This window comes from Roseburia sp. (assembly GCF_041325975.1).
Classification (GTDB): domain Bacteria; phylum Bacillota; class Clostridia; order Lachnospirales; family Lachnospiraceae; genus Roseburia; species Roseburia rectibacter.
Map to the genome: position 1 here is coordinate 1,452,296 of NZ_JBGLEJ010000005.1, position 13,520 is coordinate 1,465,815.

General features: G+C 41.6%; 6 protein-coding genes. 1 reads left to right on the top strand and 5 read right to left on the bottom strand.

Translation table 11 applies throughout. The features are described from left to right. Window positions 1-39: 39 nt before the first annotated feature. A complete protein-coding gene (locus ACDD58_RS17895; RefSeq protein ID WP_370778574.1) occupies window positions 40-7,170 on the bottom strand; it encodes an Ig-like domain-containing protein in 7,131 nt (2,376 codons plus the stop codon). 476 nt (window positions 7,171-7,646) lie between these two features. On the opposite strand from ACDD58_RS17895, the gene ACDD58_RS17900 reads away from it, so the two are divergent. Next, the gene (locus tag ACDD58_RS17900) at window positions 7,647-9,713 is read left to right on the top strand and encodes a beta-galactosidase (RefSeq protein ID WP_370778575.1); all 2,067 of its coding nucleotides are present in this window, start codon (window positions 7,647-7,649) and stop codon (window positions 9,711-9,713) included. A gap of 69 nt (window positions 9,714-9,782) precedes the next feature. Here the strand turns inward: ACDD58_RS17900 and ACDD58_RS17905 are convergent, their stop codons facing one another. The 4 genes from ACDD58_RS17905 to ACDD58_RS17920 form a co-directional block, all read right to left on the bottom strand. Further along, window positions 9,783-10,196, bottom strand: a complete 414-nt coding sequence (locus ACDD58_RS17905; RefSeq protein WP_243102977.1) for a hypothetical protein — start codon at window positions 10,194-10,196, stop codon at window positions 9,783-9,785. Between the two features lie 109 nt (window positions 10,197-10,305). Beyond that, a complete protein-coding gene (locus ACDD58_RS17910; RefSeq protein WP_117921274.1) occupies window positions 10,306-11,076 on the bottom strand; it encodes an inositol monophosphatase in 771 nt (256 codons plus the stop codon). Window positions 11,077-11,122: 46 nt separating this feature from the next. Further along, a complete protein-coding gene (locus ACDD58_RS17915) occupies window positions 11,123-12,217 on the bottom strand; it encodes an Rpn family recombination-promoting nuclease/putative transposase (protein WP_118210288.1) in 1,095 nt (364 codons plus the stop codon). 360 nt (window positions 12,218-12,577) lie between these two features. Continuing rightward, complete coding sequence (locus ACDD58_RS17920) at window positions 12,578-13,267, bottom strand: DNA alkylation repair protein (RefSeq protein ID WP_118210287.1); 690 nt, start codon at window positions 13,265-13,267, stop codon at window positions 12,578-12,580. Between the last annotated feature and the right edge of the window lie 253 nt (window positions 13,268-13,520).

Sequence of the window (13,520 nt, forward strand, 5' to 3'; positions counted from 1 at the left end):
GAAAAACTGCGGCATTTTTCATACCGCAGTCTCTTTGACTTATTTTTTGATCTTGATTTTTATGGTTGCTTTCTTACCACTTCCATCGGTTGCTTTTGCCGTGATCGTAACTGTTTTTCCAATTCCGGCTTTCTTTGCCGTCACAACACCTTTGCTGTTTACTGTCGCATATTTGTTGTTTGAAGAAGTCCATTCAATCTTTGAATTGGCTTTCTTTCCATTTGTTTTTACTCTTGCATACACAGTTATCTTCTTACCGGCTTTCACTGTTTTAGCTTTTGCCTGTAATGTGATCTTTGTAACTGTATGTTTCATGATCCTGATCTTTGCTTTGGCACGAACACCGCTTCCATCCGCTGCTTTTGCCGTGATCGTAACTGTTTTTCCTGCTCCGGCTTTCTTTGCTGTCACAACACCTTTGCTGTTTACCGTCGCATATTTCGTATTCGAAGATGACCATACAACTTTTTTATTTGTCGCTTTCTTCGGACCAACGGTTGCCTTCAGGGTCAGTTTTTTGCCAACTGCCAGAGAATACTGTCCCGGTGTGATCGTAATTTTCTGTACTTTCACGTTTTTCTTTGTATTATCTGGTTTCTCTGTATCCGCCGGTTTCTTTGTATTGTCCGGTTTTTCTGTATCTGCCGGTTTTTCTGTATCACCCGGCTTTTCTGTATCTGCCGGTTTTTCTGTATCACCCGGCTTTTCTGTATCCGCTGGTTTTTCTGTATCACCTGGCTTTTCTGTATCCGCTGGTTTTTCTGTATCCGCTGGTTTTTCTTTCAGATTACCGACTGCTGCAGCTAATCTTTCTGTAACCGCATCAATCTCATCCTGCGTTGCCTTTGCGTTCGCTGCCACCTCTTTTGCTGCTGCAAGTGCCTCAGCAAAAACTTTATAGCTTTCCTCTGTATAATCAGATGCATTTATTTTTTCAGCTTTGGCAATCTGCGCATTTAATGCTGTCTTATCAACCGGAACGACGACCGGTGTCTTATCTTTTACTGTTACTTCACATACAACATCATAATTTACACCGTTAATCTGTACTGTACCGTAAATCTGAAAATTTCCAGCTTCATCAGCTTTTATAACCTTATCTAAGGAAGAATCCTCCCACTCTACTTTTTCCTGTATTACGGTTTCATCTGCCATCGTTACAGAAACTGTCTGCGGCAGAGTATCTTTCGTCAGTTCAGAAACATTCTCCACCGTTACCGGATCACAGGATATCGATTTCACGATCGCTGCATCCGATACATAGGTACCGTTAACCTGTAATACCGTAACACCGATCCAGCTTTTACCACCATCATTTGCAAGTACATTGATCCGCATATGACGTGCCACCGTGTTTTCCGGGAAAACATCTGTATACGGTTCTTTTGCTGTTGTATCAACCCCCGCTGCTTCCTCAGAATGATCAATCACTGTCGTCCAGTTTTCACCATCTTTTGAAACGTCCAGTGTATATTTTAATTTTGACCAGAATCCGGTCTTTACATTTTCAATGTTTACATCAGAACCAAAATCAATGGCGATCGCTCCCTCCTTTGTAGCAGATCCTGTTGTCCATGCACTGTTTCCAGGATTTAAGTTCATGGTACGTGCATTGATAAATGCATTTTTTGCCGGTCTTACAGAATTTGTTTCTGTAACTTTGATCCCGTTCGCATCGTAAGCAGAAGTCAGATCTTTGGTAACCGTAATCTTTTTCTGAGCAGATACACCCCGGCTCTCACTTACCGCAGTGATCGTAGCTGTTCCCTCTCCCACTGCCGTTACTACACCGCTGTTTTTATCCACGACCGCAACGGAAAGATCATCAGAAGTCCACACAACTTTCTCTTCTGCTGTAGATGGCGAGATTGCTGCGGTCAGCGTTGTCTGTTTGTTGACATTTAACGCATCATCACCGCCTGAAATCTTAATTCCGGTAATCATCGTATTCTTCTCTAATCCGGTTACCACATTGTTAAGATTCTCTGCTGCTTCGTTGATCGTACTCTGTTTTGCAGCATCCCATTTTTCTTCTTCAGATTTCTTTAAAATATTTTCTGCCTGCTCTAATGCTTTCTGATATGCCGCAAGGCTCTCTGCCGTATAATAATCATCCGCCTGGTCTTTTGCTGCCTTTGCATCCGAAATCGCATTTTCAAGTATTGTTGTATCTGCAAGTGTCTCTCCTTTGACTTTCACTGTAAAAGTTCCAGTCAGCGGATCACCTGCATACATTGTAACTTTCAGTGTGATATTTGCTGTACCTGCTCCTTTTGCAGTCAGCACGCCGCTCTCAGCATCGATCACTGCCACTTTTGTATTATCAGATGTCCATTCCACACCTGCATAATCACTCTCACCGTCACCGCCTGTCAATACCGGGAAGAATTGTTTCTTATCGCCTGTATCAAGGCTTACTGTCTGACCTCCGGTACCCATCTCATAGACAGCGTTTCCATCCTCATCTTTGATTGAGAAAAACTCTGATGCATTCGGGTTGTTGCTGATCGTAACCGCAATCTCTTTATAAATAGAAGGATCTTTTACGGAAGACACTTTTACCATACAGCTTCCGGTAACGATATCTTCTAATTTTTCATATGTATTTACGGCCTGGATCGTTCCATCCTGCGATACTGTTACAAGATCTGTGTCCGTTGACTCCCATAACATCTCCTGATCTGCCGATGCCGGAGCCACAGAGGCTTCTACTTTTTCACTGACACCACGTGTTCCTGCTACCGGGATCAGTTTTACAGAATCTTTATCTGCCTTTATCTCCACCGGAGCAACTGCTGCAGGATAAATGTTAAAATTATCCACTGCCGGATTCCAGGAAAGTGATCCACCATTTCTTCTTCCATAAAAATGAATTGCTGCAACATCTTTTGTATAAGAAGTTCCTGATACAAAAGCAATTTCTTTTGTAGCTGTCACACTCGCATCTGCCTTCGATGTAAGTGTCAGCGTTGTTTTTCCAGCTTCCATATCAATGATCGCATGCACATGGTACCATGTATTTGTCTTGTTAAATGCAGTTCCAAATTCCTGTGTATCGGAAAGTTCTCCTCCGGTCTCCATTGTTCCTCTGCTGCCATAAGAAAGAACTCCCTTGCTGTTAATCTGCAGTCCAAAATAACAATGATTACTGCTGTCTGTCACAGTCAGATAAGCCGGACCGCTGCTTACTTTGCCGACATTCCAGTCAAAATCCACGATCACTTCATCGCTCTTTACCGCTTTCTGGAATTTTTTCATCAGTGCACGGTCACCGGAACCACCTCCTGTGATCTGTAAGAAAGTATTTTCATCTGAATCCTCTGTAACTGCTGCTGTCAGTGTTCCAAGTGTAACACTCTTTCCCATACTCCAGTTATCACCTGCATCACGATTGTCAAAGCTCTCGCTCACTGCAGGAACGTAAACTTTTGCTGTCGCTGCATGTCCACCGTCTGCTGTTTTTGCCGTGATCGTTGTAACACCTGCTGCCACTGCCGTGACCTGTCCATAAGCATCCACCGTTGCAACACCCGGTGTATCAGATTCCCAGGTTACATCCGTATTGGTTGCAGTATCCGGAAGAACCGTTGCTTCCATTCGGATCACCGGTGCATCTTCAGATGCATTTTTATCTGAGAAGTAATCAGATGAGAAATAATAATTCTCCTGATCTAATGTCACACCACTGACCGGAATTGCATCTTTCTGTACCGTCACCTTACAACTTGCCTGATAACCTCCATTTTTTGTGGTTGCTGTGATAGTAACCGGACCACCCTCTGACACACCGGTAACATTTCCGTTTTCGTCTACTTTTGCGATCGAATCATCAGAACTCTCCCATGTCACTTCTTTATTATCCGCATTTGACGGAGTAATGATCGTATCGATCTTTTTACTCGATCCTGTCTGTAATGTAAGTGTTGTCTTGCTTAACGCAATACCTTCCACCTGTACCGGCAGTACATGTACTGTACAACTTCCATAAATATCCTCGTTGTCATCGGATATCGCCTTGATCACGGCATCACCGACTCCGACTGTACTTACCAGTCCGTTTTCATCCACGGTTGCGACTGAAGTATTTTCAGATTTCCAGTGTAATTTATATTTTGTCGTATTCTTTGGTGTCACAGTTGCCTTTAACTGTAAAGTACGTCCAAATCCGATTTCAGCTTCTGTTTTATCTATTGTTACAGACGTTGCATCCACCTTGCTCACATTTAACGTAAAACTTACTGTCTTTGATCCGTCCGTAGTCTTTGCCGTAATAACGGTAGTTCCAACAGATTTCATATTCAACTGTACCGCAGTATCTGTTTTTTCTGTTTCCTGACGCATGCTTCCTTTTTCTTCCTGCTGCCATGTTTCTCCCAGAAAGGAAGCAACCTCCGGATCTGATGAAGTATAAACAACTGTCTGATCCGTTACATTGCTGCCGGATAAAACCGCATTAAGCTGTATCTTATCCAGAACAACAGCACTCTTTGTACTATTATCCGTTACCTCTTTTCCATCTGCTTTTAAGGTAATTCCTTCTGCTTTTCCTGCCTCTGTCACTTTTACATCTACAGCTGCTCCATGACCGCCTTTTACAGACGCTGTGATCTTTGCATCTCCTGCAGACACTCCGTATACAAAGCCATCCTGTGTTACTTTCGCAACGGAAGGAGCTGATGACGTATAAGTGATATTACTGTCAGAGAGTACTTTATCTGCCGGTGTAACAGTTGGCTGTAAGCGTTCCTGCTCACCAACAGCAAGTGTGATACTGTCTTTTGATAATGTAATACCCGTCGGATCTGTCACATCGACAGAATAGGTTCCTGCATCCTTTAACGGAGTGATCATATCTGCGGATTTGTTTTTCGGGCATCCACGCATCAGGTAAGCATACATGCTGTCCATCATGTCACCGACTTTTCCGTCTTTCGTACTTCCCATTTCCCGGATGCTGGTATCGCCATTATTAAACATGATACGGCAGCTGATATCACCGGAAGCTCCTGCCGAAGAACCGATTCCAGGTGTCGGGATCTCATCGACCTCCCAGTAATAAAAACCTCTGGTCTGCCCGTAAGCATTTGGTGTATCAAGTGCTGCCTGCATATAATCAAGCAGCCAGTTGTACTGACCATTTGCCGATGCATTATAGTATGCCGGCTGTCCCATGGACGAAGTTGCCGTATCCATAGTAGCCTGATATCTGGTGAAAGAAAATGCCGTCTCAACATTGACATAATCCATATAACGCAAGGCTGTATCCGAAGAAATCGCATTTGCCATGGAAATAATATTGCCGGATGATCTTCCTCCGTACAGAGAAAATGCCATACCATCAAATTGAGCTCCATTATTTAATAACCCTTTAAAAAATGTCTTCATCTGATTTGAATCATAGCCATTATTGGTATGCACATAAGCAGCCACACCCGGCATTGCATCTTCCGCTGCTGCATAGGATGCTGCGATCAGTTTTGCATGTCCCTGTGATGTTGATCCTTTTCCAACCGGCCATACAATACCGCCATTCTGCTCATTTCCATGTTTTACACCGCATACATTTACATTGTTATCTTTCAATGATTTCATAAAATCATAAACATAATTGTATACGATCGTCTGCATATGTGCGAGATCGGTATTTTTATAAGTGTTTTCATAGTCAGAATCCAGCCACTCTTCCGGAGTATATGCCTTCGCATTACTCATCCAGGTATCACTGTAATGAAAACTCGGAAGGTAACTCATTCCAAGCGCAGTCGCACGTTTTCCAAGTTCTAAGGAATGTTCCTTATCAAACCACGCTGCAGCTTCATCCTCCGGTGCGATCATCTTAAGTTCCAGCGGATTGCCCTGCTCATCTAACCATAATCCACCCCATGCTTCATTTAAGTATACTGTGTCCAGCGAATCTGTATAGTGTGCAGCTTTTCCAGCATGTACAAACAGCATATTTGTGATGGAGTTTACACCATGGTTTGCTAAAATTCTGAGGCAGTCCTGCTGTACACCATTTGCAAAATATTTTCCATCCAGATCTTCGACTGCCGGAAGGAACGATACATCTGCACCACGCAGATAATTTTCATTCTGGATACGGAATACATCAAAATTATCTACATATGCATAATCAGAACCATTTCCCTGCCAGTCGTCTGCCAGTTTCGTTCCGGCAGATGTATAAAGAGTCACTGAATCTTTATAAGTCTGATCATATTTCGTATTTGCATATATCTCAACTTCTGTCTGATTTTCTCCGGTCTCAAAGGTGATCGTCACAAGCCCATACCCCTCTGTTCCGGATGGTGCCTGTCTTAACACCGTACCATCTGTACTTCTGACACCAAGATTTACACGGTCACCTAATTCTGTGCGTGTTTCATTCTCTCCAATAATTCCCAAATTACCGGAAGCATCCGTACGGTAAGTACTTTTTACTTTCTCCGTCTGGAATGTATCCTGTTTATCTACCTTTGCACGCATCGTTACTGAATATTTTGTATTCGGCTCTACGGAAATCTTCTGTGAAATTTCACTGTCTGCGCCTAAACGCATTGCTTTTTTACCGGTATCTGCATTATTTTTGGAAGCAATCTCTGCACTTCCGGTTGTTGTCCATCCGGACTCGCCTTCTTCAAACCCCCAGTTTGAAAGCGAATTGTCATCTGCAGAATCCATAACCAGTTCCATGGTATCCAGATCAAGTGCTTTATCTCCTGCTTCAACAGTGACGGTCACCTGTCCATTGTATACCAGAACATTCCGGTGTCCCGTTTCAGTCCACGTATCCGCTTTTTTATATGCATCAAGCAATGCAACGGAATCCGGTCCTCCGGTTTCTGATACCGTAATTTTAGCATTTTTCCCTGCTGTTCCTCTGATCCATGCCGAAAGTGTGTAACTTCCCTGCCTGATATCTTTGATCGTCGTTGTGATCGAAGCACCTGCTTCCAGATGCACATATTTGCTTCCTCCCTGTGCACCTGAAGTTTCTTCCGTGACCGTTCCGGTTGTGTCCCATCCGGTCAATCCATCCTCAAAATCAAAATTTGCATTTTCCATACCGGAAACTGTTTCTGCCGACACCTTCACCGGTTCCGGCAATCCGGCAAGCAGTGAAACTGCCATCATACCGGCAAGCAGTCCACTTATAAACCTTCGTTTCATCCTCTTTCTCCCTTCTCCTTTTTACGCAAATATATTTATTCATAAATATCTTCCGCTTGCGCAACCGTTTATTCAATTATAAATATTTCATATTTTATTTACAATTAACACATTTCAACAATATTTTTATCGCCTTTTTATTCATTTATTACAATATATTTTGTTTTTATTTTGGTGTTTTTTACTAATTTTTATCGTTTATTTTTAGTATTTTTCACGTTTTATCATCTTCCTTGTTGCGATCAAACTACATTATTGCGCAGTTTTTTTTATATTTTTTTGAATAAATATGCTTTTATTTTTTTATTTTTCCGCTTTATATACTTTTTTTCATGCATTTACAGCCATTTGCGATTTTTTATCTGTTGCATTACAGCATTATGGTTTACATACAAATTTCTGAATGATATACTATATTTGCGCAAGCGGTTGCTTTGTGTATAACACTTACAGATATCATGAAAAGAAAGGGCAATATGAAAACAGAAAAACTTTATTTTGGAGCTGCATACTATTCCGAATATCTACCATATGACCGTGTGGAAAAAGATATGGAGATGATGGAAAAAGCAGGGATGAATGTCATCCGTATCGCAGAATCGACATGGAGCACTTTAGAGCCAAAAGAAGGGGTGTATGATTTTACACATATTGATAAAATGTTAGACGCTGCTGCACGCCACCATATTTCCGTGATCGTCGGAACACCGACCTATGCCGTACCGACATGGCTGGTAAAAAAATATCCGGATATCCTTGCGATCACACAGAATGGCCGCGAACGATACGGTCACCGTCAGAATATGGATATCACAAACCCTGATTATCTCTCCCATGCCGAACGCGTGATCCGCGTTCTGATGGAGCACGTGAAGGATGTACCACATGTGATCGGCTATCAGCTTGATAATGAGACCAAAAGTTATGGAACTGCCGGTCCCCGTGTTCAGGCAATGTTTGTAGATTATTTAAAAGAAAAGTTTCCGGATATCAATGATTTTAACCATGAGTTCGGACTTGATTACTGGAGCAACCGTGTAAATGACTGGGATGACTTTCCGGATGTCAGAGGTACGATCAACCAGAGTCTTGCCGCAGAATTTTGTAAATTCCAGCGCTCGCTTGTCACAAAATTTCTGGGCTGGCAGGCTGATATTGTCCGCGAATATAAACGTGATGACCAGTTTATCACCCAGAACTTTGATTTTGCATGGACAACCCATTCCATCGGTTATCAGCCTGAAGTGGATCAGTACGATGCCGCCCGCTGCATGACAGTTGCAGGTGCCGATATTTATCATCCATCCAACGAGGAACTGACTGGTGCTGAGATCACCGTATGCGGAAATATCTCACGCAGCCTGAAAAAAGATAATTATCTGATCTTAGAGACCGAAGCCCAGGGAATGACTCCATGGCTTCCTTATCCGGGACAGCTCCGTCTTCAGGCATACAGTCATATCGCAAATGGATCAAACAGTGTAATGTACTGGCACTGGCATTCAATTCACAATGCGATTGAAAGCTACTGGAAAGGCGTACTCTCCCACGATTTTTCAGAAAATGAAACTTACCGCGAGGCTGTTGTTATCGGAAATGAATGGAAAAAGATCGGTTCTCACTTAAAGAACCTGAAAAAAGAAAATAAGGTCGCTATCATGCTTGACAATGCTTCTCTGACCGGATTCGCACAGTTTCCTCTGGAAAATGCAGGTGTAAACGGCTACAACACTGTAATGCGCTGGTTTGCAGATGCCCTCTACCGCTTAAATATTGAGTATGATATGATTTCATCTAAAGAACGTGATTTTTCCGGTTATGAATGTCTGATCGTACCGGCACTCTACAGCGCACCGGAATCACTGCTCTCTGCACTGGATTCCTATGTAGCAGGCGGCGGACACCTGATCACATCCTTCCGCAGCGGTTTCTCGGATGAATATTTAAAAATTTATCCGGATATGCAGCCACATATGCTGCATAAATGTCTTGGACTTCATTATGACCAGTTTACACATCCGCATCATGTGGACATAGCACCGGTTCAGAATAACATCTCTGCGATCGCCAAAGAACACTTTGCACTCTCCGATGACCATTCTGCTTCCCTATGTGCTTCTGCAAGTGAATGGATGGAGCTTATCACCTGTGATACCGCCATACCGGTATTAAAATACAGCCATCCGGCATACGAACTCTATGCTGCTGCAGCAATAAATCAGTATGGTAATGGTTCGACACTTTATTTTGGAACGATGTTTGATAATCATGAACTGTTAGAATCCGTGCTTTTATCTTTCCTGCATGAAGCCGGTTTTTCGGGTGCAGATCTATCATCCAATGCACCGCATTATCCACTGATCGTAAAGAAGGGCGTCAACGATTTTGGCAAAGAATTGTGCTACTACCTGAATTACTCAAAAGATCCGGTTTCTGTGGTTCATCACGAAAAAAACGGTGTGGAATTGATTTCTGAAACGGCTATTGCCTGTGGAGATAAGATCAATCTCGACGGATGGGGTGTTGCCGTAGTTGAGATGTAACATTTCTTTTATTAATTTTATCAAAACAGCTGTAACTCCTTTTATTTATGGGGGTACAGCTGTTTTACCCTACTCTGTTTTTCTCCCATATATCTCAAAATATTCACTTGCCTGCTGCATTGAGATATTAAGTTTATCCTGTAACTTCCTTAAAATATCTTCTTTGGAAAAGTTCATTTCAAGACAGATCTCTATCAGTCCTTTTGCCTCTCCTTTTGCTTCTCCCTCTAAAATAAGATCTTCGATTGCCTTACACATCTCTATCTCCTCCATTTCTTCCGATACCTCGATTGGTGTATTTGTGATTGTCTTTATCACCCTTGCTGCATTCATTTCTATAGTCTTATGGGTATCTGTCCGCAAAAATTCCAACAGCTTTTCTTTATCTTTTGGATACTTGATATATCCCATAACTTCTTTTAAACTTGTAGAAAACTTATCTAATTCTTCTTCTGTCAGCTTTGCCGGATCAATCAGATACAAAGGTGATGACTGGTCTGATATGGTTTTCTTTAAAAAAAACCGGAGAGATATTTGCCATTACTCTTTCCTGAAAAATCCTTTTTGTTCCTGCGATGATCTGCCGCTATATTTATAAATATTTCCGTACCAGGATTTTCCCAATCGTCTGACTGCCTGCTACAATATCAGAATTTCCTGTTATATCCACGGGATTTCCTTTATAATCAGTAACTTTTCCACCCGCTTCTTCCACAAGCAGCATTCCGGCTGCATAATCCCATGGTTTTAAACTGCGTTCAAAATATGCATCAATCCTTCCGGCTGCCACGTACGCAAGTTCTAATGCCGCAGAGCCAAGTCTTCTGATGTCTGCGCAATCTGTAAATACCTTTTCAAAAACTTTAAAATTTTCTTTTGCAAGTTCACGATGATACGGACTTGTTCCGATAGAAATCAGACACTCCGAAAAATTTCCCCTGCTGCTGACCGATATCGGATTTCCATTTAACCAGGCCCCTTTTTGCCGTTCTGCTACAAAGATTTCATCGGAATACGGATGATATATGATTCCAAATGTAAGTATACCATTTCTCGCAAGTGCCAGTGAGAGTGTACTGTTCCGAAAATCATGGATAAGATTTGTTGTCCCATCCACCGGATCTAAGATCCAGACGTCACCCGAAAAATCTATGTCACTGTTATCCTTCTCTTCTCCCATAAACTGTATATCCGGATACAATTCATAAAGTGCCTGCTTCACCTGTTCCTGCACTTTAAAATCAATCTGTGTCACAAAATCTGCTACACCCTTCACCTTGATATTTGATGACCCCTCACGGTCTGAAAATAATGGTTTTACCTTTTTTACGATCTCTATAACCTTTTGTGTATCAATATTCATGCCCATACTCCCATTTTTCACGATGACAGATCACAACCATCCAGCCCTACTTTGTGTTCTTCCCATATATCTCAAAATATTCACTTGCCTGCTGCATTGAGATATTAAGTTTATCCTGTAACTTCCTTAAAATATCCTCTTTGGAAAAGTTCATTTCAAGACAGATCTCTATCATTCCTTTTGCCTCTCCTTTTGCCTCTCCTTTTTTCTCTCCCTCCATCCTTCCACGAGACTCACTCTCTAAGATCAGATCATCAATTGCCTTACACATCTCTATCTCCTCCATTTCTTCCGATACCTCAATTGGTGTATTTGTGATCATCTTTATCACCCTCGCTGCATTCATTTCTATAGTCTTACGGGTATCTGTCCGCAAAAATTCCAACAGCTTTTCCTTATCTTTTGAATATTTGATATATCCCATAACTTCTTTTAAACTTGTAGAAAACTTATCTAATTCTTCTTCTGTCAGCTTTGCCGGATCGATCAGATGGATGCGATAGTTTTCCACAAAACTCAGGATTTCCATATCCCTTGTCGCCATCATTTCATGCAATGACAACGGTCCGTCCCATTCTTCCGCTCCAAAATGAATCACAAGGGTAATGACTGGTCTGATATGATCTTCTTTAAAAAATCCGGAGAGATATTCGCCATTACTTTTTCCTAAAAAATCCTTTTTGTTCCTGCGGTGTTCTGCCGCTATATCCGCCACCTGTCTGCCGTATTGCAGTGCATCATAAATAGCATTTCTGACCGGCATTGCATAATGCACCTCTGTCTGATTTTCGATGCCCAAAAGAACGTAAGACGTTTTTTCGTCCTGTTTTACTACTGCAGATTTTAAAAGATCGCGATATCTCTGCACGGCATCTGTTTTTATGTCCACTCTACTTGCATTTTTCTTCCTTACTGATCCATTTTTTACAGAACTCCATTCTGTTTTCTGCACTTCCCATTTCTTATCTTCACCGACTTTTTCTTCATTTCCAAACGGCAGTACAATCTCTGTTGAATCAATTTCTATCAGTTTTGCAGGATCAATAACCTTTTTCCCATTGTAGATCAGATAATTAAATGCATCTGCAAATACGGTATTTTCCCTCATATACTCTTTTGTTACTATATCCGCTGTTCCCATTCATTTCTCCTCCCTGATGTTATTTGGGAGAAATCTCAGGTTTAAAGAATCCTCCCATACTTTGTGTGGAAGAAATCTCCGGATTTTAAGAATTCTCCCTGCTTAAATGTGTGGATAATAAAAGCATTGAAAATTCTTACAATTTTGATCTGTGGATAGAATGGCATATATGCCTGTATAGATAATTCAGAATGTCATGCTTTGTATGGATTTTAGCATATTGCTTATATTATGTCATTAAAAACACCTTATTTTAATTATATTTGTAAGTATTGCACAAAAAAATAGCATATAATTTCTACATGCTATTTTTAATAAAATATTTTATCTGCATAATCAGTAACTATCCGCTTATAACTTTTACAATTTTCTTTTCATTCTGCGCAAAATCTCTTTGTCATCAGCCGATATACGGTAAGATTCTATCATTTTCTGAATTGCCTTATTGTATGTCTCATCATCCAGGTGATTATTAAGCAAAAACGCATGTGTCTCCTTTGGAAATTTTGCATATGCAGTTGCAATGCCCCACGCGACTCCCATTTTCCGGTAATACCCCGGATGATCAAGACTATCCCACACAGACAGCACACGCGTAATATACTCCTCTGTCAGGAAATGATCCATCAGCATGACGGCAACGACACGCTGCGCAAATTCATGATCAGATTTTGCATAAAGCATCAGAAAATCCCATACTTTTTCACGGTATTTCTGTGCAATTTTAAAAGTAGCACAAAAGCAGTCATTGACTGACCAGTCATGTATCTTCGGGATAAACGTCCGTACATACTCCAAAAGCTCATTGATTTCTCCCTTTGCATATCCAATCACGAGCCCCTGCAGCATGATTTCCTCATAAGTATCACAGACAGCATGATCTAAATATCCCCGCCAGTCCTCTTTTGCAATCTTTTTCGCAAGAGTTCGCAGTTTTGGGATACGCACACCTAAAATCGGGTCTGCTCCGGGAATCAGACCGGATGTAAACTTCTGAAATTTTGATTCTGCTTCCGCATCTAACCATGCACGGATTTCTTCATTTGTCATATGTAATTCTCCTATGTTTATCATGAATTACTCAACAAATGCTAGTTTGTTGAGGCATGCGTCGCCCATCCAAATGGTGTTTCGTAGGCTTGTGAGTGGCGTCTTGCGCAAAGCCGGAGTAATTTTGGTTCCGTTGTACGAAAATAAGAAAAGTCTAAGTGTGTCTGAGTTAGATTTTCTCGGAGTGACGTGACCGGCAACAACGAGTCATCCATGACTCGATGCTGCCTTGTTCTGCCATCCGTGGCAGAAC

Bases quoted from the DNA above. Each gene is read 5' to 3' on its own strand.
- ACDD58_RS17910 (WP_117921274.1), bottom strand. From the start codon at position 11,076: ATGAATATTGATACACAAAAGGTTATAGAGATCGTAAAAAAGGTAAAA.
- ACDD58_RS17900 (WP_370778575.1), top strand. From the start codon at position 7,647: ATGAAAACAGAAAAACTTTATTTTGGAGCTGCATACTATTCCGAATAT.
- ACDD58_RS17920 (WP_118210287.1), bottom strand. From the start codon at position 13,267: ATGACAAATGAAGAAATCCGTGCATGGTTAGATGCGGAAGCAGAATCA.
- ACDD58_RS17915 (WP_118210288.1), bottom strand. From the start codon at position 12,217: ATGGGAACAGCGGATATAGTAACAAAAGAGTATATGAGGGAAAATACC.
- ACDD58_RS17895 (WP_370778574.1), bottom strand. From the start codon at position 7,170: ATGAAACGAAGGTTTATAAGTGGACTGCTTGCCGGTATGATGGCAGTT.